The 24,204-nt window shown below is 43.3% G+C and carries 22 protein-coding genes and 1 pseudogene; 16 read left to right on the top strand and 7 right to left on the bottom strand.

Annotation, left to right across the window (positions count from 1 at the left end; genetic code table 11):
- Positions 1 to 144: transposase domain-containing protein (locus tag Q0C11_RS10340; protein ID WP_293007671.1), on the top strand; the 144-nt coding region annotated here is incomplete at its 5' end.
- Between the two features lie 127 nt (positions 145 to 271).
- Here Q0C11_RS10340 and Q0C11_RS10335 read toward each other — a convergent pair.
- Complete coding sequence (locus Q0C11_RS10335) at positions 272 to 880, bottom strand: trypsin-like serine protease (RefSeq protein WP_293007669.1); 609 nt, start codon at positions 878 to 880, stop codon at positions 272 to 274.
- 453 nt (positions 881 to 1,333) lie between these two features.
- Here Q0C11_RS10335 and Q0C11_RS10330 point away from each other — a divergent pair, with 453 nt between their 5' ends.
- Together Q0C11_RS10330 and Q0C11_RS10325 are read left to right on the top strand one after the other, a co-directional pair.
- Positions 1,334 to 2,176, top strand: a complete 843-nt coding sequence (locus tag Q0C11_RS10330) for a GNAT family protein (RefSeq protein ID WP_293007667.1) — start codon at positions 1,334 to 1,336, stop codon at positions 2,174 to 2,176.
- 135 nt (positions 2,177 to 2,311) lie between these two features.
- On the top strand, positions 2,312 to 4,216 hold the full coding sequence (locus Q0C11_RS10325) for a calcium-binding protein (RefSeq protein WP_293007665.1): 1,905 nt from the start codon (positions 2,312 to 2,314) through the stop codon (positions 4,214 to 4,216).
- 99 nt (positions 4,217 to 4,315) lie between these two features.
- Here the strand turns inward: Q0C11_RS10325 and phoB are convergent, their stop codons facing one another.
- On the bottom strand, positions 4,316 to 5,044 hold the full coding sequence (gene phoB, locus Q0C11_RS10320) for a phosphate regulon transcriptional regulator PhoB (protein WP_293007663.1): 729 nt from the start codon (positions 5,042 to 5,044) through the stop codon (positions 4,316 to 4,318).
- A 130-nt stretch (positions 5,045 to 5,174) separates the two neighbouring features.
- The gene (locus Q0C11_RS10315; RefSeq protein WP_293007661.1) at positions 5,175 to 5,630 is read right to left on the bottom strand and encodes a phosphate-starvation-inducible PsiE family protein; all 456 of its coding nucleotides are present in this window, start codon (positions 5,628 to 5,630) and stop codon (positions 5,175 to 5,177) included.
- Positions 5,631 to 5,827: 197 nt separating this feature from the next.
- On the opposite strand from Q0C11_RS10315, the gene Q0C11_RS10310 reads away from it, so the two are divergent.
- The 8 genes from Q0C11_RS10310 to Q0C11_RS10275 all read left to right on the top strand — a co-directional run bounded on the left by Q0C11_RS10310 (position 5,828) and on the right by Q0C11_RS10275 (position 15,376).
- Entirely contained in the window at positions 5,828 to 6,622 is a 795-nt protein-coding gene (locus Q0C11_RS10310; RefSeq protein ID WP_293007659.1) for a DUF3450 family protein, read from the top strand.
- Entirely contained in the window at positions 6,619 to 8,112 is a 1,494-nt protein-coding gene (locus Q0C11_RS10305; RefSeq protein WP_293007657.1) for a MotA/TolQ/ExbB proton channel family protein, read from the top strand. The genes Q0C11_RS10310 and Q0C11_RS10305 overlap by 4 nt, the downstream gene beginning before the upstream one ends.
- 22 nt (positions 8,113 to 8,134) lie before the next feature.
- A complete protein-coding gene (locus Q0C11_RS10300) occupies positions 8,135 to 8,737 on the top strand; it encodes a MotA/TolQ/ExbB proton channel family protein (RefSeq protein ID WP_293007655.1) in 603 nt (200 codons plus the stop codon).
- Positions 8,734 to 9,141, top strand: coding sequence for a biopolymer transporter ExbD (locus tag Q0C11_RS10295; RefSeq protein ID WP_293007653.1), 408 nt, complete (start codon positions 8,734 to 8,736; stop codon positions 9,139 to 9,141). Before Q0C11_RS10300 ends, Q0C11_RS10295 begins: the two co-directional genes overlap by 4 nt.
- A 5-nt stretch (positions 9,142 to 9,146) precedes the next feature.
- The gene (locus tag Q0C11_RS10290; RefSeq protein WP_293007651.1) at positions 9,147 to 9,782 is read left to right on the top strand and encodes an energy transducer TonB; all 636 of its coding nucleotides are present in this window, start codon (positions 9,147 to 9,149) and stop codon (positions 9,780 to 9,782) included.
- 8 nt (positions 9,783 to 9,790) lie between these two features.
- Positions 9,791 to 10,963, top strand: a complete 1,173-nt coding sequence (locus tag Q0C11_RS10285; RefSeq protein WP_293007649.1) for a lipopolysaccharide assembly protein LapB — start codon at positions 9,791 to 9,793, stop codon at positions 10,961 to 10,963.
- Between the two features lie 122 nt (positions 10,964 to 11,085).
- Positions 11,086 to 14,271 (top strand): TonB-dependent receptor, encoded by a 3,186-nt coding sequence (locus tag Q0C11_RS10280; protein ID WP_293007647.1) that lies wholly within the window; start codon positions 11,086 to 11,088, stop codon positions 14,269 to 14,271.
- Between the two features lie 181 nt (positions 14,272 to 14,452).
- Positions 14,453 to 15,376: a bile acid:sodium symporter family protein gene (locus Q0C11_RS10275; protein WP_293007645.1), complete on the top strand. Its 924-nt coding sequence runs from the start codon at positions 14,453 to 14,455 to the stop codon at positions 15,374 to 15,376.
- Between the two features lie 113 nt (positions 15,377 to 15,489).
- On the opposite strand, the gene Q0C11_RS10270 is transcribed toward Q0C11_RS10275, so the two are convergent.
- Both Q0C11_RS10270 and Q0C11_RS10265 read right to left on the bottom strand, forming a co-directional pair.
- A complete protein-coding gene (locus Q0C11_RS10270) occupies positions 15,490 to 17,247 on the bottom strand; it encodes a lysophospholipid acyltransferase family protein (protein WP_293007643.1) in 1,758 nt (585 codons plus the stop codon).
- Between the two features lie 259 nt (positions 17,248 to 17,506).
- A complete protein-coding gene (locus tag Q0C11_RS10265; protein WP_293007641.1) occupies positions 17,507 to 17,728 on the bottom strand; it encodes a hypothetical protein in 222 nt (73 codons plus the stop codon).
- A 4-nt stretch (positions 17,729 to 17,732) separates the two neighbouring features.
- Here Q0C11_RS10265 and Q0C11_RS10260 point away from each other — a divergent pair.
- A pseudogene (locus Q0C11_RS10260) lies at positions 17,733 to 17,969 on the top strand (IS1595 family transposase); the annotation flags it as partial.
- Between the two features lie 124 nt (positions 17,970 to 18,093).
- Here the strand turns inward: Q0C11_RS10260 and Q0C11_RS10255 are convergent.
- Positions 18,094 to 18,849, bottom strand: coding sequence for an alpha/beta hydrolase (locus Q0C11_RS10255; protein WP_293007639.1), 756 nt, complete (start codon positions 18,847 to 18,849; stop codon positions 18,094 to 18,096).
- Entirely contained in the window at positions 18,846 to 19,859 is a 1,014-nt protein-coding gene (locus tag Q0C11_RS10250) for a M14 family zinc carboxypeptidase (protein WP_293007637.1), read from the bottom strand. Before Q0C11_RS10250 ends, Q0C11_RS10255 begins: the two co-directional genes overlap by 4 nt.
- A 225-nt stretch (positions 19,860 to 20,084) precedes the next feature.
- Here Q0C11_RS10250 and Q0C11_RS10245 point away from each other — a divergent pair, with 225 nt between their 5' ends.
- The 4 genes from Q0C11_RS10245 to Q0C11_RS10230 all read left to right on the top strand — a co-directional run bounded on the left by Q0C11_RS10245 (position 20,085) and on the right by Q0C11_RS10230 (position 24,049).
- Complete coding sequence (locus Q0C11_RS10245) at positions 20,085 to 20,894, top strand: UDP-2,3-diacylglucosamine diphosphatase (RefSeq protein ID WP_293007635.1); 810 nt, start codon at positions 20,085 to 20,087, stop codon at positions 20,892 to 20,894.
- A 6-nt stretch (positions 20,895 to 20,900) separates the two neighbouring features.
- Entirely contained in the window at positions 20,901 to 21,833 is a 933-nt protein-coding gene (locus tag Q0C11_RS10240) for a patatin-like phospholipase family protein (protein ID WP_293007633.1), read from the top strand.
- Between the two features lie 161 nt (positions 21,834 to 21,994).
- Complete coding sequence (locus tag Q0C11_RS10235) at positions 21,995 to 23,038, top strand: MJ1255/VC2487 family glycosyltransferase (RefSeq protein WP_293007631.1); 1,044 nt, start codon at positions 21,995 to 21,997, stop codon at positions 23,036 to 23,038.
- A 30-nt stretch (positions 23,039 to 23,068) separates the two neighbouring features.
- A complete protein-coding gene (locus Q0C11_RS10230) occupies positions 23,069 to 24,049 on the top strand; it encodes a diacylglycerol kinase family protein (protein ID WP_293007629.1) in 981 nt (326 codons plus the stop codon).
- The last annotated feature ends 155 nt before the right edge of the window (positions 24,050 to 24,204 follow it).

Raw genomic sequence — 24,204 nt, 5'->3', positions numbered from 1 at the left:
GGCACTGCTCAACTCAACGGTCTGAACTCATCTGATTGGCTCAAAGATACGCTCATAAAATTACCCACGTGGCCTAACAGTCGAATTGACGAGTTGCTACCGTTACCACCTGAATTTATGGAAATGCTGAGAAAAAATAATTGATAGATGGTGGCGCTGGACGCTTACCAAACTACATTACATCCATCCGTTCCATTAATCCATGATGTCATTACCGCCGCACCTGTGACTCCATATATTCCATAAGGCGCATTAGGAGTGAATCTGTCAGTCAAAGCAGGTACACATATACCCAGTTGCTATAAAAAGCACTGGTACCGTAGCCTGCCACGCAATGAGCAGCCGTTACAATAATTCCCGTCTTGATTAAAGATGCTGAACAAACGAAAGTGCTGGCGCCTATATTGAAATATAGCTTGCCGGATGCGCTGAAAGGATATTCCTTAGACGCGCGTCCTTTTTTGGCTTCAACACGTGATGTCGTAAATGGGTGATTGAATGAGCCATATTCTTGCGTCGAGATGCCATCATTCACGTCGATTGAATTTGATAAGGGAATTGACATGGGGTTTTCTTGTCCGCTTCCCGTCCTGCCTGCGGAAAAACCAGGTGTTCCTTTAAAGGCTTGTTTTGCATTGCGAGAAATATCCGAGGGTTCCGGTACCATATTTAGCGGCTCCGGCATTTTCATCGTGTGTGCACCAGCAAAATTAATGAGAGCCACTTGAGGCTGTAAATTAGTCGATGAGACTGTTAAAACAGTTACCTTGCCTTTCTGCTCTATTTTGCTGACACTGGGAGTTGCAGCATTACTCGTGGCAATAATAAATAACAACAATATAACCACTGAAGCTTGCTGAAGAAGCCTGATTTTTCTCATTTTTGTTCCTTATTTTATAGATAAATAAAACTAAATTTCAGGTAAAGCGCATCTCATCAAGATTGAATTTACTTACTTAATTTATACAATATAGAATGGAGAAATAGCCAGATTTTAGAAATTTAATCAACTGTGTAACAGAGAAGATTAATAACCTAATTGTTTCTAATAAAACTATATAGGCCTTAAAATCATAAAGCTGTGAGAAAACTCACATTTTGAAATCGCTGATTACACCTCCGTTATTTTGGCATAATTGTGACTTCTGTCACAGCATATTTTACTTTAAATATATAGCCTAACTGTCAGTGTTATAATGATAATATTTTTAATATACTTGACAATCCATGTGGGTTATTAGAAATGCTGGATAACAAAGTTTTAAATATTCCTCATTCATTTCGCAAAAATGTCCTGTTGTTATAATAGATAACTCTCAAAGTGAGTCCGATCATGTCAGAACTTAGTGAAAAAAATTCTACTGAGGCGTTTGTTAATTCGAATCCAATTTATTGGATTAATTTAGTAGATGACCAATTTCGGCAAAAGAATTTCGGACATGCTCGCGATTTCATCATTCAAGGATTGGCCAATTTCCCAGATCACTCAGTGTTATTGGATAGATTATTTATTGTTGATCAGCGATGGAATTCTCTTATTGCATGCAACAAGATTCATTTGTCGATGCCCGATGAGAGTGATTTTCCATTCTTGCAGCGATGTTATGCGAATGAAGAGTTTATGGAACAACTTCTGCCGATGGGTCGTAAAAAACAAAGCACTGAATCGATCCTTATTGCGCTCAGAAATAATGAATTTCCAGTCGCTCAGTCGAGAACTATGCATCGGATCATCAAAAAAGAAGAGTGTGCTGATCAACTCCAAGCATCTTCAAATAACAGTTGCTTGAAGCCGATTGGGCTTGCGAGCTTAGTAGATATTCAAATTGCTCATCGGCGCGCAGAATTACTCATTGGAATACCAGATAGCGAAGATCGACAGCGAGTTTCCGGCGTTACTATGCTGCTAATCCTTGATTTTGCATTTAATCTAATTGGATTGCATAAATTAACTTCATTAGTTCTGACAAACAACCCCCATTCGCAAAAAAGCACCGAAGCCATAGGATTTGTCCGTGAAGGATTGCGTCGGCATCATTTGCGCGATCCTAAATCACGCGTGTGGTTGGATTGCTATGAAAATGGATTAGTGGAAGATAGTTTCCGTGCAAATCCAGTCATCGCACGTGTGTCGAAACGCTTACTTGGACGAGATATTACGCTGCAAAATGTTTGAACTACTGATTGCAATGCAAATTAAAGGGAGTGATCTTATGGATACTTCTTAGCTACAGACAGAATGTTGAAGTGTTTCACGAACAAAATTACGCGCGAAAGTATTTTGTAATACCATTAACTTAAAGGAAATACCATGGCTAGTTATATTGGCACAAATGGAAACGATACTCTGATTGGCTTGGATGATGATTCTGATGATTTAACAGGTAAGCTAGGGAACGATGTATTAATAGGTGGAGATGGTAAGGGTACTGATTGGGCTTTATACACACATGCGCCTTCAGCTGTGACAGTCAATCTTGTTGCGGGCACAGCTTCGGGGGGAGACGGCAATGATACGCTGTTAGGAATTGAGAATATTAGTGGTAGCAGTCATAACGATATTTTGATAGGTGATGCGAATAGCAACACATTGAAAGGCAATAAAGGTAATGATACGTTAATAGGTGGAGATGGTCTTGATACAGCTGATTACTCTGATGCATCAGCAAAGGTGACAGTTAATCTGGTCACTGGCGTTACCTCTGGAGGAGATGGAAATGATGTTTTGAATGGAATTGAATCAGTAATTGGTAGTAATTTCAACGATACATTAATCGGCGCTAATGGTGGTGGCGGCACGTTGTCCGGTGGCAATGGTAATGATACGTTAATCGGCGGTGATGGTGGTTCTAATGTATTGGATGGCGGTAGTGGCAATGATTCGTTACTGGGTGGAAATTTTGACAATTATTTTTACGGTGGTGAGGGCAATGACTCTTTGGTAGGAGGTGAAGGCAACGATACACTGATCGGAGGATTGGGCAGCGATATATTGACAGGAGGGAATGGATGGGGCCGTGATAGCGCGTATTATTCTGGCGCATCATCAGCAGTGGTGGTAAATCTTGCTAATGGAACTGCTTCAGGAGGGGATGGTAGCGACATACTTAAAGGAATTGAAGATATTTGGGGTAGCTTCTATGACGATACTTTAATAGGTGATAATAATAATAACTTCTTGGTAGGTTTTGATGGTAAAGATACGTTAGTGGGCGGATCAGGTGACGATTTTCTGTTGGGTGACGCAGGTAGTGATTCGCTAATAGGAGGTGATGGTTCTGATGTGCTGGTCGGCGGAATTGGAAATGATGCATTAAATGGCGGATCAGGCGATGATTACCTGTTAGGGGAGAATGGTAACGATACATTAGTGGGTGGCGATGGCAGCGATCTGCTGAGCGGCGGATTTGGCAATGATATATTGACAGGTGGCGATGGAAAGGGTTTTGACTGGGCAGATTACTCTGCAGTATCTTCAAGCGTAATAGTCAATCTTGCTGCGGGCACCGCTTCTGGAGGCGACGGTAACGATACGCTTAGTGGAATAGAAGGTGTTACTGGTGGTTCCAATAACGATAAGCTGATTGGTGATGCAGGTCATAACACTTTGGAGGGGGGCGAAGGTGATGATTGGCTAATGGGGGGGCTAGGCGACGATACCTTAATTGGAGGCAAAGATAGTGACTGGGCCAGTTACAATGATGCCGCTTCATCTGTGACAGTCAATCTTGCTGCCGGTACTGCCACTGGAGGTGCAGGCAACGACTTCCTGCAAGCAATTGAGAACGTGGAGGGAAGCAAGTATCACGATACTCTGAAGGGGAATGCTGGTGATAACGCCCTAAAAGGGGGGGCAGGTAACGATACGCTCGATGGAAAAGCGGGTAATAATGTATTAACCGGTGGGGTCGGTAACGATATTTTCAAATTTACGACAATTGGTCACGCTGATAAAATCACTGACTATGATGTAGTCAATGACACTATCCAATTAGAAAATGGAGTTTTTACGGCATTAACAACGACAGGCACGTTAGCTGCCAGTCAGTTTAAGATTGGTGCGCAAGCGTCGGATGCGAATGATTTTATCATTTATAACAAGACGACAGGTGCATTGCTCTATGATGCGGATGCCAATGGCGCTGGCGCTGCGGAGCAGATAGCTATGATTGGTGTTGGATTGGGCATGACACATGCGGATATTGTGGTAATTTAATCTGTGCTGGTCTTGATCTGACAGTTACCCGGTTTGACGCAATGGGCATCAGATCGGGTTACAACTACTGCATTTTGCAATTGACCTACCTTCTCGGTTTTATCCTATACTTTCTTCGCTGCGTTCGACAGAGAACCGGTAACCAGTTCCCCGCACGGTTTGTACTAGATTCTCTTTACCTACCATTTCAAGAATTTTTCGCAGCCTGCGGATATGCACATCGACGGTACGGTCCTCGATAAAAACATGATCACCCCAGACACGATCAAGCAATTGGGCACGCGTATGTACGCGTTCCTTGTACGCCATCAGAAAGTGCAGTAAGCGAAATTCTGTTGGTCCTAGTATGATTTCTGTGAGCTTTGTAGAATCATACTCGGAGAACACATGCACTCTGTGCGTGGTAGGGTCCAGCTTCAACCCACCAATCTCGATAATTTCATCGGACATCTCGGGTAAACGACGACGCAGCACCGCCTTAATCCGCGCAAGTAACTCACGGGGTGAGAATGGTTTAGTAATGTAATCATCTGCTCCCGCTTCCAGACCGGCAATTTTGTCGTTCTCTTGAATCCGGGCTGTCAACATGATGATCGGAATGGTTTTGGTGCGTTCCTCACGGCGCAAATTTCGGGCAAACTCTAAGCCGGTGATATCAGGCAACATCCAATCAAGCAACACCAGATCAGGCAGCACATTGTTAATCAAAAGTTTTGCGTGTGCAGCATCACTCGCACATAAAACCATATGACCGGCTTTCTTTAAATTAAGCGCGATCAATTCCTGAATTGCAAGTTCATCTTCGACAATTAGTATTGTTACAGCCATCAACTACTCCATTGATATTCACTATCAGCTAATAGATGTTGTAATAATATTAATAAAGCATGACATATTTATGACAATCTGATGAATGTCATAAATATATCTCATAAAAAATTGATTGATGCACGCGATTTCAATCAAGTGAATCAACCGCATCGGGTGAAAAACGAATAGAAACAATCCGCAGTAAGGTCAGTATTGTAATGGCAGCAATATGAAGACCCACTTCCAGCAAGGTGTACTCTTTATACCAAAGTCCGATCAATTCCCCGATCAACACGACCAGTGCGACATCCAGAATAAAAGTTACTTTTACACGCCCGAGAGCCAAGTAGGAATGCAAGATACGTATCAGTTCCAGTAATGCGAGGATCAGCACGATATCTACAATGATGCGCTCGGCAACATGTGCCCATCCATTTTTTACAATATCAAGCAGACTCAATATTAAATTCAAAATGCCCGCACCTATCCATAAATAGAGTGCAAGCATCAGGACGCCCACAATCAACTGAATCGCACGTATGTGCCAATCGGTATTAGTTAACTGAAATGCACCACTTCTTTTTATTATCTTGGGATTAAGCATTCTGCGATTCCTGTATTGAGTGACATAAATGCTTATCTTAGTGAAGCAATATGAAAGATGTATGACATCGCAAAAGATTGGGTTGCTCTAGCACTTAGGTTGACGCACTGATCAAAACAATTTTGATTGATCCTAATAGGAATTGATTAAATGACATCGAACTGTCATGAAAGTGAAATATTCAACTTGTAGTATGCATGAGCATTGTTGATGAGGAATTTATGCATATCCATTTTTCAAAAAAAATAGCTTCAATCTCCAGCTTGTTGATCTTGCTGTTAACTACTCCAGTAGCGATGGGGAGTAGCCTGGAAAACTTGGCTAAATCATTGGCCAAAATTCGCGGCGAGGTCGAAACGCTGCAGACGCAGTTGGATCTTGATAAGGAGAGACATGGCAGCAGAATGACTGCGCTTAATTCGCAGCTGGCAGACTTGAGCGTTGAAGAACGACGGCAAAAACTGAGTATTGAGAAGCTGCAACATTCCATCGAGAAATTGGGTGTTGTAGCGAAACAGGCAGAGCAATCAGGTGAGAGTCTGAAGCCAGTTCTGCTGACGGCGCTGGGTGATTATAGGCTGCATATCCAAACTGGATTTCCATTCAAAGTGGATGATCGTGTCAAGGCTATTAGTGATCTGGAAAATAATTTGATCAATCAGCAAATAGATCCCAATAAAGCAGTCAACCAAACTTGGTCATTGATTGAGGATGAAATTCGATTGAGTAAAGAAAATGGCATTTACCAGCAAACAATAATGCTCAATGGAGAAAAAGTGCTGGTGGATATCGCAAAACTGGGTACGGTATTTCTTTTCTTCCAAACCAAGGATAACCAAAGCGGAATGGCTAAAAAGCTGGCACAAGGTGGTTGGCAGTTTGAAATCATGGATAACGCCAGTGATAGGGAGCGAATTAGAAATTTATTTGATTCATTGAAGAAGCAAATTCGCCAAGGTTATTTTGAATTACCAAATCCGTTGAAAAAATGAAAATAATATTATCCATTCTGACACTGTTAATAGTCTCATCCAGTTCAGTTTTCGCGCAAGATCAGAAAGAAGCTGGAGCCGCCGAGAACGTATCGGCTTCAGTTCCTGAAAGAAAACCTGAATCGGCTTCTGCCAAATCACAAAATTCAGCCAAGCAAAATACCGTTAGCTTGGAGACGGCTTATAAGCGTGAATATGCTTTTCTGGAGGCACAGAAACGCGAATTGACTGAGCGCTTGAGAACCTATCAAGTCAGTGCCAATCGGGAAGAGCAGGCACTGAGTGGGAAAGTCCATGCACTTGAACGCAGCTCAGTTGAACGTTCGGCCAAAATTGATCAGCTAAGTGCACAACTTAACGAGTCGGAGCACAAGGAGGCTGCGGTTGTCGAACGTAACGATGCTCTGGAAACAACTTATTTGCAAGCAGAAGCAACCTTGAAGAATCATGGCATAGAAATGCCCGAAGCGATGAAAGAAGCTAGGGATAATGATCCAATCAAGGTTGATTTTTTGTTTAAGCAAGCATTGTCTTTGCTCCAAAATCTCGGTGCAATTCAGACAAAAGCGGGACATTTTTTCCTAACCAGTGGTAAGCAGGTTGAAGGATCATTAATTCATCTGGGTAATATTGCAGCCTATGGCATCAGTAACGACGGTGGCGGAAGTTTGGTACCCGCGGGTGGCGGCGAGTTCAAGGTTTGGAAAAATGCGGGTGCTGAGAACGCGGTCACTTTGAGCAAAAACGAACAACCAGATGTTTTGCAGTTGTATTTATTTGAATCACGCACCAGTGCAATTGATGAATCTCCTGAAAAAAACATCATAGGCATTATCGATTCTGGTGGCCCAATTGGTTGGATCATTGTGATGCTAGGTGGTGTTGCGGTCTTGTTGGTTCTGATCAGAGCGAAGTTGTTACGAACAAATAGCTCTAATAACCAGCAATTGACGGAACAAATTATTGGTCAGTTAGCTTCCGGCGATCTGGAGGTTGCCAAGAAAAGCTGCGAAGACAATTCATCCGCGATCGGGCGCGTGTTGCACTATACCCTGCGGCATTTGAAAGATGACCGGGATCACATGGAAGGCATTGTATACGAAGCCATCCTGCAAGAATCCGGTCCATTAGATCGTTTTGGTGCGGCGATATTGGTGATCGCCTCCGTGGCGCCCTTGCTGGGTTTGTTGGGTACGGTAACTGGCATGATCGAAACCTTTGACATGATTACCGAATTTGGTACTGGTGATCCTAAGTTGTTGTCGGACGGTATTTCAATTGCCTTGGTAACAACGCAACTGGGCTTGATCGTAGCAATTCCAATATTAATGCTGGGTTCATTGCTGTCCTCCTGGGCCAAAAATATTAAACGTGATATGGAGCATTCAGCACTCAGAATCATCAATGTTTTTTTGGGTGGCGGGCTTGATATCGATGAAGTGAATGTACCCACCGTAGACGAGACTGCTCTGGCTTTAGGTAATACTTGAAATGGATTTGTCGGAATACATTTTGATCATAAAACAATTGCTTGCTGCGGGTGGGGTTGTGATGCCTCCTTTAGTGCTGTGTATTTTGTTGCTTTGGTATGGCCTAGGTTATCGATTTTGGGTGATGAAATCGCCTAAAAGGATCGGCGTGCGCGACTTGTTGAAATATTACCAACAGCATGATGATAAACCGGCCAGAAGTATCGTTGCTCAGGCTATTAAGCAAGGCGTTCGGTTGCAAAAAAAAGGTGTGAAAAATCTGCGGCGTCATTTGGATGCGGCTTTTTATGAATATGAAAGAGAGATCCGCAAATTTTCTGTTTTGGTGCGTATTGTTATCATAATTTCCCCGTTGTTGGGTTTATTGGGAACTGTGATTGGGATGATCGAAACATTTGATTCATTGGCAACAATGACGTTGTATTCCCAATCCGGGGGTATTGCGGGTGGTATTTCACAGGCTCTGTTTACTACCCAGATGGGTCTTACAGTTGCCATTCCCGGTTTGTTGGCACACAGCATCCTGAACCGAAAACAGCACCAAATAGAGTTGGATCTTTCACAAGCCAAAGATTTGCTGTGTCACCAAATCCATAGTCATCACCCAACCAAGAGTCTTTCATGATGAGAAACCAAGAATCTGCCGAAGTCGAAGCCACCATCGATATGGCGCCACTGATCGATATCGTTTTTATCTTATTGATCTTTTTTATGGTGACAACAACTTTTGTTAAAGATATGAAGCTGGAACTAGAGCGGCCCAAGGCTAATAGCGCCGTAGCAGCATCGAGCAAGGCGATTCGTTTATTTATTGATCGCAACGGAGATACCTATATGGATGGCGAACCCGTGCGGTTGTGGTTGATACAGAGCAAGTTACGTGATGCGCTAAGTACTGCCTCCAACAAAATTGTTCTGGTAGTAACGGATGAAGGTGTACCGGCGGGAAGATTAGTAGAAGTAGTGGATCAGGCGCGTTTGGCAGGGGCCGAAAGCGTTGGTATTGCAACTAAAAAAGAAGCGGGGTAGAGGAAATGAGAACAATTAATATGAAACAACATTTGGCTGGAGTCGTGTCAATGTTATTTGGCCTGGTGTTCGTGTTTGGGTTGATCGTGATATTAAATCACTACATGGGAAAGATTGAAAGAACACCACCTCAGGAAGTGACAGAAATTTCCATGACGCGGGAGATCAAACAAGAACCTAAGAAAGAAATTAAGAAAGTGGAGCCCAAAAGACAAGTATCTCGCCCACAAGCACCCACGCCTTTCAAAGGGTTGGATACTGCACTTTCCGGCATAGATCTGGGCTCGCTGGGTTTGGATAACGGGCAACGCGACATTGACGATAGTTTGCTCGGGAAAACCGGTAATGCTGTTATGACAGCCGATTTGGTGGATATTCCACCCAAGCCGATTGCGCGAGGGGCGTTCAAATACCCACCGACAGCCAAAAGGAATGGCGTCAAGGGTTATGTTGTTCTGTCGGTATTGGTTGAAACTGATGGTTCTGTCAATCAGGTACAAGTGCTGGAATCCAGTCCATCCGGAATTTTTGATGCGGCAGCGCTGCAAGGTATTCGTGCCTGGCAATTTGAACCGGCTAAGTACAAAGGTGACATCGTTCGTGTCTGGGCCAAACAAAAAATTCGCTTTGATTTATCTTGACAGTTGATATGAAAAATCGTTGGATCTGGCAGTTCCATTGTCTGATCTGTGCCGCTATCGTGCTGAGTTGTTACGCTCACTCCGTTGGAGCGAACGATAATAAGACACAGCCAACCGATTTTATTGAATTGGCTGCCGTGATGCTTAAAGACGGTCATCATGACCGTGCTTTGCTGGCTCTGCAAAGTGTCGATCTAGGAAATAAAAAAACCGACCTGTCTAGATTCTATACATTGCAAGGTTTATCGTATCTGGGACTGAACGACCTTGAGGCAGCTAAAGACAGCTTGCAACTGGCAGTCAAGAATGGGCAAAAAGATCCCTCGATTTTTATCTATTTGGCACAAGCTTACTTCGGGGTTAAAGATTACAAAAATACCATTGGTGCCATTGAAAAAGCAGGTGCGCTGATTAATAAAGATGCGGTTTTAATCAGCATGAAAGCGGAATCCTATTGGCATTTGCAACAAGCCACAGCGGCGATCAACACCCTGAATGAAGGGCAACGAGCTTTTCCATCCGATTTCCGCTTTCTCAAGCGCAAGGTATTTTATTTTGTCGAGCTGGGACTCTATCAGGAGGCGATCAGGCTAGGTCGGGAATATTTTAAGCGCTCTAACGCAACCGCAGCGGATTATGTCGCATTCGGTAATGCGTTGCGTTTGAGCCGGGAATATAAGGAAGCCATCAATATCCTGGAAGTTGCACGCTTGCAATACCCGCATGAAGAAATGGTGGCGAAACTGCTGGCGCATACCTATCTTGATCAAGGGTATTTGAATTCTGCGGCATTTATCCTTGAACAGGCCGCGTTATCGAATCCTAATTTGCAGGCTGAAGCTGCTGAAATTTATCGGCGTGCAGGTCGCTTGCACAAGGCATTGACACTTAATGAAAGCATTAGTGATCAAAAGGTGAAATTGAAACAACGATTATCGATTTTACTGGCATTAAAGCAATTCGAGCGCGCCGCGAATATGGAATCCAGCTTGTATCGTAACGGTTTATTGGAGGATCAGGACGTGCGCTATGCATTGGCTTATGCGTTTTTCTCAAGCCGCCGTTTTCCTGAAGTCAATAAACATTTGGAGCATCTCAAGAGCCCCGAGCTTTTTCGCAAAGCCACTGAACTTCGGCGTTTGATGGAAGTATGTAAAAACGAACCATGGCAATGTGCCTGATGCATCCGCTGACTATGCCACCTTAATATCCGCTCGAGACAGCTTTTTCCGTCATTTAATAATTAAAGAATTTTCTCCATGAACCAGTGTGCTGTAAGTGGAGAGGGGGCTTGATACGCCAAATGAATATAAATTTTAAAAAAATCTTCTGCTTTTGCAGCTTATTCGCGATTACTGTAATCAGCACTTTTGCCTGGGGAAATGCCGAGAAAGCTGAGTTTTCTGTTCATTTATTTCAGAATGGATTACCTATTGAAAATGCAGAGCTATTGATTACCAGTGAATCGTATGATAAATCCAATGCAGCCTTAATATTTGAAGCCACGCCATCAACTTACAATTGGCTTGCGGATACGGATTCACCGTTAAGAACCAATGCCAACGGGAGTATTGCCGGAAAATTACCGCCCGGATTTTATCAGTTTACTATTCAAACGCAGGATCAGAAATTCACTTTCGACTTGCCTTTGGATCCAGCTGAAAATGTGCAAATTCTTATTACATTCTATGCTGGGAAAAAGAAGCCACTATTGAATGTTGAAAGTTCAGTTACAGGAACGATGGCGGGTGTTGATGCAACAGCAAGTAAACCCCAAGATCAGGGAGAAGGTGCTATTGCTGTGCAGGTGATATCTGCAGAGACGCAAAAACCGCTCAAGGATGTGCAAGTTTTTCTGAGCGGATCCACTCAGAAGTTAAGAACAGATGAACAAGGCCGGGTAACTGCGACTGTCCCGGCAGGTAGCTACAGTATCTCTTTGTTACATAGCGCGTATAGTAGCCAAACGCAAGATGATGTCAAAATCACTGACGAAAAAACCACTGAGCTAAGCTTCAAACTTACTCCTGCAGGGGTTGAATTGGCTGAATATGTGGTTCTGGAACCTCATCTGGCAGGTACTGTTGCTTCGGTAATGGAAGAGCAACGAGCTGCAACATCCGTTTCTACTGTACTGGGTGCTGAACAATTTAGCCGGGCGGGCGATGGTGATGCTGCCAGTGCGTTACGAAGAGCATCAGGACTCACTCTGGTAGGCGGTCAGTTTATTTTTATCCGTGGGTTAGGTGAGCGATTCTCAACTACATTGGTGAATGGTGCGGCAGTCCCTAGTCCGGATCCAACACGGCGTGTGGTGCCATTGGATCTTTTTCCGACCAACATTCTCGAGAGTGTATTGGTTCAAAAAACCTACTCTCCAGATCGTCCGGCAGAGTTTGCCGGGGGAACAGTGGAGTTACGAACTCGCGGTATTCCCGATGCATTCTTTTTCAATCTCAATTTGCAGACGGGCATTAATGACAATACCACCTTTCGTGATGGTTTGACGTACAAGGGAGGGACAACTGATTTTACCAGTTATGACGATGGTGCGCGTGCATTACCGGATTCACTTGTAAATGCAACTCAAAATGGAAATTTACAACCAGCATCTGTGTTCAATCCAAATGGCGTTACTCCTGAACAACTTGAGGGACTTGGTGAGGATTTATCAGGGGTATGGGATGTTAACAGGAATAAACAAGGACCCGATACCGGCTTTCAGGCATCCATGGGAGATAGCTTTTCTTTTGGTGACTTCAGGTTAGGCTATATTACCGCGGCGGGTTGGAAGCAGGAATTCAGAAGGCAAAATGAAATCAATCGTGAATTTGCTTCTGCTAGATTGATTGAGACTCAAGACTTGGATGTGCAGCGATCGTTGCGTGAAGTAGCCGTAACGGGTTATGCGGCGACCGAGCTTGAATACAAAGATACTCATCGATTATTTGCCAAGACAATGTTTCTGCGTCAATCAATTGATGAAGCAAGGATTTCTCAGGGTTTCGTTGATGCGGAAACGACTGAGGTTCGGAGGACGAGACTGAGATTCTTCTCTAATCAATTATTGACGAACCAATTTGGCGGCGAGCATCGATTTGATTGGTTGAAAGATTTCTCTATCAATTGGTTATATACCGATGCTACTGCCAACAGGGATGAGCCTAAAACGAGGGATTATCGCTACGATGCAAGTCCTGCGACCGGTAATTATATATTCTCTCAAAGAGCGGATAGTAACGTCACTACGTATGCAGATTTAATCGATAAAGATCAAAGCTGGCGGGTGGATGGAAAATTGCCATTACAACTTGCACCCAATCATAAATTAACGTTAAGTAGTGGATTTATTACTCAAACCAAAAGTAGGGATGCAAGTGCACAAAGGTTTAGTTACTTTAGATTTGGCCCTGATGCTTCTAATACTGCCATTACTTCACAATCATCTGTTGAAGGTATTTTATTACCGCAGTATATTGGTGCAAATGGATTTCAGCTGCGCGACGTAACACGTAAAAGTGATCAATATACCGCTTCCCAGAATTTATTGGCTTATTATGGTAAGTTAGACTTATTGTCCTATGACAGGATTAATGTCACTGGCGGGTTACGCTGGGAAGATAATGATCAGAAAGTTAATACGTTTTTAAGAAATCAACCTACTACAGCACGATTAAATCGAATTGATATGCTACCGTCTGTAGTGACCACTTTTTTTCTTACCGATAAGCAGCAACTTCGGGCAGGGTTTAGTCAAACTTTATCGCGACCGGATTTTAGGGAATTATCCTCAGCTCCCTTTTTTGATATGAATACTAATCAGGAAACTGTTGGTAATCCTCTATTAAAACAAACTGCGATCACCAACTGGGATTTACGCTGGGAATATTACCTATCTCCGACTGAAAATATATTTGCCGGTTTTTTCTGGAAGGATTTAACTAACCCCATAGAATTGGTCGCTCAACCCGGCACCGGAGCTTTGAATACCTATCAGAATGCTGATAAAGCCAGTGTTTATGGATTTGAGTTCGAGATATTAAAGAAACTGGATTTTGTACATCCACAGTTGCAGAATTTTTATGTAGGTGGCAATTACACGTGGTCTCAATCCAATGTTAAATTAACTGCTCAGAATCTTATCGCCCAAACGACAAATAATAGGTCGTTGCAAGGACACTCTGAGCATATTGTGAATTTCCAGATTGGATATGACAATCCAAAATGGAAAACACAAGCAACACTTCTATACAACGTTGCCAGCGAGCGGATCATGGCAGCCGGCGTGCTTTCCGCGCCGGACAAGTATGAGCAGCCCTTTCAGCAACTGGATTTTGTCGTTAGTCAGAATTTATATAAAGGATTGTCGACACAGATCAGCATGCAGAATTTACTCGATGATGATGTACGTATCATGCAAGGAGACGAAATTAGCCGTCAGTTCCGTCGCGGGCGCTTTTTTAATCTTAGTGTTCGCTTAGCATATTGATTGTTAGACAATAATAAGATTTTAAGCTCCATTTCATGTAAAGTGTCGTCGGAATGTTACCCACTGCACTTTATTTTGTTGCTTATGACATCTGCTGAATCAATCATAATCTCTACGAATGCTTGGCCATTGCTTTGCGTATACAGATATACCCTGAATCTGAATTTTATCCGATATTAGCGTGTTGCAGAAACTAACGCTACTGTTTCCGCTCTGGATGATTTTACTGTGCGCTACTGCATTAATCTGGCCGGAGTGGTTTGTTTTTTTGAATCAAGGTTCCATCGTAGTGCTAATTCTGGCATTTGTCATGCTGTGTATGGGGCTGACACTCACCTTCGAAGATTTTCGCCGGATCGCCCGTATTCCTAAAGCTGTAGCTATTGGTTTTGCGGCACAGTATTCCATTATGCCCTTGGTGGCTTTTGGGATAGCTTATGCACTCAGTTTGCCCGATTATTTTGCGGTTGGATTGATTTTGGTAGGCTGTTGCCCTGGCGGAACAGCTTCAAATCTCGTGACTTATATCGCTAAGGCAGACGTGGCACTTTCTGTTGTCATGACGGTTTGCTCCACTCTGGCAGCAGTCATCTTGACGCCGTTACTCACACAATTATTTGCAGGTGCACTTGTTCCGGTGGATAGTTGGTTGCTATTCAAGCAAACGCTGCAAGTTGTAATACTGCCCGTTGTGCTCGGGGTTCTGCTCAATCGCTGGGTGCCCCGACTGGTGCAAGGCGTGATGCCGATCGCACCTTTGCTGTCCGTACTGGGTGTGTGTGTAATCTGTGCTATTGTGTTTGCTGCTCATGCTGAATCCATTCTAAGTCATGGTGCTGAATTGCTACTTGCTACAGCTTTGTTGCATGGCAGTGGTTTTTTTATTGGCTATCACCTGGCAAAACTATTAGGTTTCCATTCACAGACTGCGCGCACGATTTCAGTTGAAGTTGGCATGCAGAATTCCGGTTTGGCTATCGTACTGGCTAAGCAGGCTTTTCCAATGTTGTTGTTGACACCCGTTGTAGGTGCAGTTTCAGCGCTCATGCATTCATTGATTGGTAGCTTGCTGGCTGTTTTCTGGCGTATGCGAATTACACCTTAGTTGCATTCAACACATCAGATCTATATGGGTTGTTCCGAGCCTCCTCCAGCATCTATATTCAGAAGAAGGTTAAGAAATCGCAGCCAAGCATTTTTTCAGACAACTTGTGCATGCTACGCAGAACGCAGATTCTGCGTGACGTTCGCATGACTTTCGATATAGCGCTGATGTTTCTTTTCCTTGATGGCATCAACATGTACCAGAATTAAAGCATCCACACAATTTGAAAATTCTGGATCGATATTAAACCCTAGAAATTCGCAACCGCCCGGTTCGCATAGCTCCACGTATTGCTTATACAAAACCGGAACTTTCACGCCCAGCTCTTCCGTTTTCTCTTTGAGCCGTGCATAGGCTTGTTTATACTCTGTCTCATCCACAACCTGCCTGAATGGCATAAAATCAACTACCACATCAAATTCAAATGGCAGTTTAGGCAGCACAAACTGTTTATCATTGCCAAACAGCTCTTTGTAAAAGCTGGCAATCACTTTTTGTGCAGGCTGTGGCAGAGCAGTACTCATCGAAACCGGTCCAATCAGATAGCGAATCTCCGGGTGTTGATACAGATAAGCACCAATGCCGTACCAGAGGTAATCCAAGCTACGCTTCCCCTGATATCTGGGTTGGATGAAACTGCGTCCCAACTCGATCGCCTGCTCGAGATAAGGCGTGAAGTCCGGGCTAAAGTCAAACAAACTCTGCGTGTACAAGCCTGCTTCTCCTTGCATTTTAATGATTTTCTGTGATTCACCGATGCGGTAAGAGCCAATAATTTCCAGCTCATCTTCGTCCCACAGAATCAGGTGGCGATAATAACGGTCGTAACTATCAATATCTAGCGCGTTGCCGGTACCTTCCTGCACCTGGCGGAACGATAATTCACGCAGTCTCCCAATTTCTCTCATCACGCTGGAGTTGGGCATATAGTCGAACAAGTAAATATTCTTGCCATCTTGAGTTTTTCCGATCAATTGCGATGCTTTCAATTCTCTGCGAATTAACTTGACACGGACAGGGTGAATAATATTTTCAATTGACCCAAATAGCTCTTTTTTCTTCTTTTTTTCAAGCAAATAGACTTGTTTTCGCATCAGCTTTGCCGCTGTCTTTTTGGATAAATTCATTGTCGCAATCGATTCCCACGGAATCGGCTTGCCGACACGGAATAAAATCTCACCACCTTTCTTATTGAACATTTCATTAACTAGCATCATCGTTCCGAAAGGTTTATAAATGCTGGATAAGCCATAAAACAGCGGGGAATTCTTGCCGCCAATATGTACCGGAACAATGGGTGCCTTGGTTTTCTTGGCTAAAGACAAAAACACGGTTTTCCATTTGCCATCGCGAACTCCGAGTGGAGAAATACGCGAAACCTCCCCGGTGGGAAACAAAATTACCGCTTGCTCAGATTCCAATGCCTCAATGATCTGGGCCATACTGTCACGATGAGTGGTAGATTTGGACACATTGTTAACTGACAGAAACAGGCTTTGCAGTGGATCGATGCAATTCAGTAAGGTTGTTGCAACGAGCTTTACATCGGTGCGGATCTCAGATACTAGCTTCAACAGCGCCAATCCATCCAAAGAACCAAGCGGATGATTGGCAACAATCAACACCCGACGTTGATCTGGAATGCGCGTACGATCTTTGCTGGAAACCTGAAACGAAAAATTAAAGTGCTCCAGCACCGCATCGTTAAACTCCAGTCCCTCCAAGTGTCGGTGCATTTCAATAAAACAATTGATCTCCTCCTGATGCAGCAGTTTCTTCAATATCGAAGAAGCGACTTTCATCAACGGCTTATCATTGGCTCCATTCGCATGTTGAAAATAATCTTTCAGCATCGCATCTACATCCAGCATAAGATTGACCTCATTACAGAAATTCAATGCTGAATAAGATAGCTGATGAGTGTGACAAGATAATGACAATCTGTTAGTAATCAAAGCACATTGCACCGTACTCATACGACGCAGCAGCAATATCTACTTCGTGAATCACAAATTCGACGCATCGATCAACTTATGATCCTCATTAGGGTATTTCAAGTCTATTTTCTCTCTCCTTCGCCCCATCGTTTCCGCTAAAGCTAGGAATTCGGAAAGCGTATGATTCAGCTTTCTAACTTGCGATTCCCCGTGGTCTTGCCACGGGGTTGTTTATTGGCGCTTTTGATAGCGAAGAAAACTCTCTTTGTGGATATTGCAGCATGAAACCAGCTTGTTCGTCGGCACCGGTTGTTTCAAAAATGCCAGTGCTTGAATTTCTGAAGGTTCCGATCCAAATAAGTGAAATGCCAAGGCGAGCAGATAAATGCCGATAATTAGTAAAATGCAGAATCATACACGCAGGTGTAACTCCTCTCAAAAAAGCAAGTAAATGGCTATCATGGGTGCATATTGTCATTGGTAACCTCTAGGCTTTTTTGTTGGGTGCGCATCACTGCGTATCGTCAAAGTATTTACAAGAGTACCTTGACGAATTTTGCTACTACTTAAACCGACTAGTATAGGAAACCAAACTATCCCCGCGGTTACTCAATGTTTGTTTTGCTCATACCCAAACTAAACTGAAAACGGCATAGAGACATATAAATAAAAGACGATGAATTCTTTTCAGAATCTGGAGATGTCGGATCTTACTTCACCTAACAACTCCTCGACGACAAACGTTTAATGTGTTGAAAATAAAATGTTATCTGCATTAATTTAGATTCGAACAAAATTCGAAGCAGCCCACTGTTTGATCACATTTATCAACCATATCGGTTCATCCAGCGGGAGATCATGTCCTGCCGATTCATGCTGGATGTAGTCTGTACTCCAGGCTCGCGCCAATCTTAGGCTGCAGCGGTAATCCACAAGGCGATCAGCTCGACTAGTTACAATAAGCACCGGTTGCTGCGGTTTCGTTAAGATTGAAAATTTTACGGCAGCGAGCACTTGATTTCGGGCACTTGCTTTGGATACCGGGCATTGTTGTTGCCATTGTTGCCAGAATTTTAGCAGTTTGTTGTCATGTTGATGATGGTTTGAGGTCAATCTCAGAATATCTGTCTCCTTTTGTGCAGCAGAATGAAAAATCATGCGTAGAACATGTGGGTAAGCCGTCCAGCGCAGACGATGATAAAATGGCGACAACGACCTTGCGCTGGTGTTAATCAGCACCGCAGCTTCAACTTCATCAGGGTAGCGCGTCATCCAATCAATCGCAATCATTCCGCCCATTGAAAGTGAAATCAATCTGAGTGGTTGACTACTATCTTTTTGTTGACGCAATGACTCAGTTATCTCGGCGATGGTTTTCGGACTGGTTTCGTGATAGCGTGCGCCATTGCCCGGAATATCGGGTGTACTGATGATGGCATTGGGAAAGTGCTGTTGCAGATCGGCAGTAAAATTCCCCCAATGCCTGGCTTCACGCAATAGTCCGCGTATTAATATGAAACGCTCACGACCCTTCATGCATACCAATGCGTGAGTGCCTGCTGTTCCAATTCCCCTGCATCACTGTTATTGATCCAACCTTGATACGAGAACGTGGCGTGCAACAGAAACTCCATTAAAATCAAATGACTTCTTAACACTCGATTGAGTCGGTGCGGCTTAATTGGATGATACAGGCCGAGCAGTTGGTGCAGTTGTAGCGGATTTTTGCGAATCCAACGCCATGAACCCATTTCCAGTGTTAAGGGCAGAAACACATTATCACTCTCGAGCGACTTCAAATACAAAAAATCCCACAAATCACCATGCACTAGATAATGCTGCGATTGCGGCTCAAACAGATAGTCCTGATGTGGATAAGTCTGCATAAACAGTTTTCGCAGATAACATACTTCCTTTAAATGCTTGATCGGCTCCAGCCTGCTCCGTGCATAAGGAAACCAAATCTGGTTACGAAAGCCGAAACCTGAATGACAGTCGAGCACCAGACTGAATGGCGCAGACAAAACTTCTTTTGCGATAAAATCACATAATGCCTGTGCTTCAGGTTGCATCGAATCACTCGCTTTCCCACGATACCACGGGAGAACAGAAGAAATTCGATGCCCTCCGGCAAGCAAAATAGTTTTTTCCTTACTCTCAACCGGTGCATTACGCATTAAATCTACGCCTTGGCCATTCGCACGAGTTTTGTTCAGCATTCCAATTGGATTTACGATGGGCAGAAAATGAATGCGCACCCGTGACAGAATCTCAACTAATACCCGATCCCACTTTAGGCGTTCCAGCAAGCCTTCGAGAAAAGCAATAACGACTTGCGTGCCGATGCGCTCCAAACCGTGAATGCCGGCGACATATGTCACGCACGGCACATTCGGGCCGCTCTTGCCGATTGTCAGGGCGTATACTGGTAGCCTGTCATTGTCACGCGATACTTGGCAAAGTACTTGACTGTGTATATGCGCCGCATTGTCCTCTTGAAGGATCGCTTCAATTTGTTCGAACTCGGGAAATGGTTGTTTAATCATTAATGAGACGCGTGTCTTTTATGGGTTGGGTGTCGCCAAAATCTTGGCTCAGCAAAAAACTAATCTTACTTGAATCCATTCCTGTGCAGCAAAAAATCAATACAAAGATCACTCTATTTTTATTTTTTCACAAAGAATTCATCAATATTTCACAAATGCTTCAAGGAAGTTTAACAATGCCGCTTTATGCTGTGATGCCATCACTAATTCACTTAAAAGGTATTTATGATAAAGCATCAACCTCCTATCAAGGTGAGAAGCGTTTGGATTTCCGATGTTCATCTCGGGTTTCGCGGTTGCCAGGCAGAAGCCCTATTGCATTTTCTACATTCGGTAGAAACTGATTACCTTTATTTGGTGGGTGATATTGTCGATTTTTGGAGTATCCGAAAGAATCCTTACTGGCCTCAGCATCATACCAATGTGATCCGCTCCATCCTAGGTAAAGCCAAGCATGGCACCAAAGTAATTTATGTGCCGGGCAATCATGATGAGGCCTTGCGCGATTGTGTTGGGCATATATTCGGTAATGTGGAAATTCACCAGGATTATGTACATACCACAACCGACGGCAAAAAATTGCTGGTCATGCATGGTGACGAGTTTGACATGATTGTTAAAAATAGCCGCTGGCTCGCGAAGCTGGGCAATATTGCCTACGACACCTTACTTGATCTCAATCACTATATTAATGGCCTACGAAAACTCATGGGTTATTCTTATTGGTCTCTTTCCGCATACCTGAAGTTAAAAGTAAAAAATGCAGTCAGCTACATTAGTAGTTTTGAAGAAGCACTGGCGCATCTGGCCAAGGATCGCGGTGTTGATGGTGTAGTGTGTGGGCACATCCATCATGCTGAATTACGGGAAATCAATTCAGTGTTGTACTGCAATGACGGTGACTGGGTAGAAAGCTGCTCTACCTTGCTGGAACATCTTGATGGATCATTAGAATTGGTTTTCTGGTCTGAGCGATTTGAACAATACAAAAACCACTTAGATGAAGAATTGCTGGCTAGCAAAAATGTGGCTTAAAACCATTTGAATCACTCATTACACCCAAGAACTATTTTAAGTCTGGATGGCGGCGGCAGTCATCTGTTAATTCAACTTAGCGTTCTAGCATGCCTGGAAAATGATATCGGCACGTCGACCTACGACTTATTCGATTTGATTGCCGGATCTTCATCAGGTGGATTAATCACTTGTCTGATCCTGGGACGTCGCTTGAGTGCACATCGGATCATTGAAAAAGTTTTGCATGAGAAACTCCTGGAAAAAATAATGGCGAAACATCGCGTTAGTCGTTTGATGGCTACGCTGCAAGTCCGCCCCAAGTATCAAGGTATTCCGAAAAAACTGACGTTGCAAAAAGAATTGGGTGATCTAAGGCTATCATCGCTCGACAAACAATTATTCATTCCATGCTTTAATCTCAACCAGGATCGGCTGGAAATTTTTACTAATGACAGTCAACCGGACTTTTTGCTAAGCGAAATCGCCGATGCCTGCACTGCCGCACCATCCTTTTATCCACCTGTGCAATTGCAAGATGGTAGTTGGCGCATCGATGGTGGTGTTGGCATGAACAATCCTGGACTGAGCGCATATCTTTACGCCCAGAAGTGCTGGAATCAAAGCACAATCAAAATGCTTTCAATTGGGTCTGGCTGGCGCAGCTTCATCGTCAGCGGTACAAAAGCCTGCAAGTATGGTGGCGTGCAGTGGTCAGCGCAAGGCATCGCCTCTATCATCCTCCGGGAAAAAATGATCGTTAATGCCAAAACAACTACGGAAATTTTAGGTGACCAGGTACTGTATATCAACCATTACCTGAAAGACTATGACATGCCGGATCAAATGGATTCAGCTAATCATGGGATTGTGCAACAAAAAGCATTGGACATCGGAAAACGCTGGTATACCCTGCATCGCGAGCAAATTCATCAATGGTTAAAGATCAATAACGAGTAAGGTGAGTTTGCTGTTCGTAGAAACTATCCTCACAATTGTCACAAAACAACCAAGAAACAGTCATTGCACTGTCATAATCAATCGCTAAACTTCTCAGCGTTCTATTTAAGAATTCATCATATTGAATTCAATGAGAAGACTAACCCATATCACAAGCTACCATGAAAATATTTTACGGAATTCAGGGAACAGGGAACGGTCATGTCACGCGTGGAAGGATCATGGCTAAAGAATTACAGGCAGCTGATCTTGAGGTGACTTATCAATTTAGCGGCAGACCACGGGATAAATTTTTTGATATGGAAGTTTTCAATGCTCATCAATGGCGCCAAGGTCTAACTTTCGTTACCGAAAAGGGAAAAATCAACCACTTAAAGACTGTATGGCATTCAAAACCTTTGCGCTTTCTTAATGATATTAATCAACTGGATTTGAGCAGTTATGATTTGGTTATTTGTGACTACGAACCGGTCACCGCTTGGGCAGCGCGACGGCAAAACAAAAAAACCATTGGCATTAGCCACCAATACGCATTTCAATACAACATACCCCGTGCAGGGAATAATGTAATTTCTGAAACTATCATGCAAAACTACGCCCCAGTGAATACTAACATAGGCTTGCACTGGTATCATTTCGATCAACCGCTATTACCACCTGTCATCGAAACACCTTACGTTTCACAACAAAATCAGAAGAACAAAATCGTCGTCTATTTGCCTTTTGAAGACCAGCAGTACGTCATGTCAATATTAGCGCCTTTCAAATCATTTGATTTTTTTATGTATTCCCCGGAAGTTATTCCCTCTATGCATTCCCATATCTACTGTAATCCCTTGTCGTTGCAAGGCTTCCAGAAAGATTTATCAAATTGTGCGGGCATTATTTGTAACGCAGGTTTTGAGTTAGCCAGTGAATCACTGCAGCTCGGCAAGAAAATCCTGGTTAAACCTTTGCATGCACAAATGGAACAAGTCTCAAACGCCCTGGCTTTACATACATTAGGTTATGGGCAAATGATGCATACCATTGATGCGTCGATCATTGAACAATGGTTACATGAAACCCGCGCCATTCGGGTTACCTTCCCCAATACGGCCAGATATCTGGTGCAATGGATCAAGGATGGCATGCCACAGATTGAACAATCGTGGTGCGATCGGATTTGGTCAGAGGTCAAGGTCATTCCCGTTGAAATATTATAAGGTTTAACAAACTTGAATTCACTCAAATTCATGAATGCTAACCTCCTATTTGAACCTAATCAATTGATCATAAAAATACCTTCCCCAGAAAAAATATTGATCATCTACAACCCGATATCCAGTGCTGGAAACACAGAAGTACTCGCAACTAAACTGGAGAAAGAGTTAACTCTTCATGGCAAAATTGTGGAAGTATTAACGTCCGAGAAAAAAACGAAGAGTTATACACGCATCACAGAAAAAATTTCTGTCAATGATCTCATTGTTATCGTAGGAGGAGATGGAACGATCAGAAAATTATTGGATCCTGTCAATAAAACGAACACACCCATTTATGCCATCCCGGGTGGAAATGAATCATTATTTGCACGTTCGTATGGCATGAGCGTAAGTGCGGACGATTTGATTCAGGCAATCAATTCAGGAACATGTTTACAACAATTTTATGGCCTGATCAGCGGTAAAGGTATTAAAGGGGGAAAACCTTTTTTCCATATGGCCTCGATGGGATTGGATTCTCTAACTGTCAAGAATATTGGTAAAAGAAAAGGCCCGCTGAATGATTCCATTTATGTTTGGCACGGACTAAAAGCTTTGTGCTCTTTGCATCACCCTACTGTATCAGCAAGTGTTGATGGGCAATCAGTAATTGATCACGAATCTGGATACGTTATCATCGCCAATAACTCAGCCTACGCTAGAAATTTACAACTTGTTCCCACTGCCGATCCTTCCAAGAACGAGCTTATTCTTGGTTTCTTGCCTGGAGCACGACACCAACACGAACTGGTTAAAGCAATGAAAATTTTGCAACGTAAACCTGCTAAACTACCGATGCGGTATTTCTCAGGAAAAAATATCTCCTGTACACTGCATGAAAAATCCTATCCACTACAAGTCGATGGCGATTATTTCCGCAATCGGGATATCGAAGCTGAAAGGACGATTGACTTTAGTATCAGCCTAAAGCCCATACGAGTATTAATTCCATCTTTCCTAAGCACCAACTGATCATCAACTGATAGTGGCTCATTTACGCAGCAGTTATGATATGTGCTGTCAAAAATGGAGTCCATGTGTTTAAGCAGCGATTAGATTTGCATAGTATTGCTGCGTAAATTGTGCTGGTGACAAATAGCCCAGCCTTTTTTGTTTTCTCTGCTGGT

This window comes from Nitrosomonas sp., from assembly GCF_022842015.1.
Classification (GTDB): domain Bacteria; phylum Pseudomonadota; class Gammaproteobacteria; order Burkholderiales; family Nitrosomonadaceae; genus Nitrosomonas.
The sequence above is the reverse complement of the archived record's forward strand: the minus strand, read 5'-3'. Positions and strand labels throughout refer to the sequence as shown.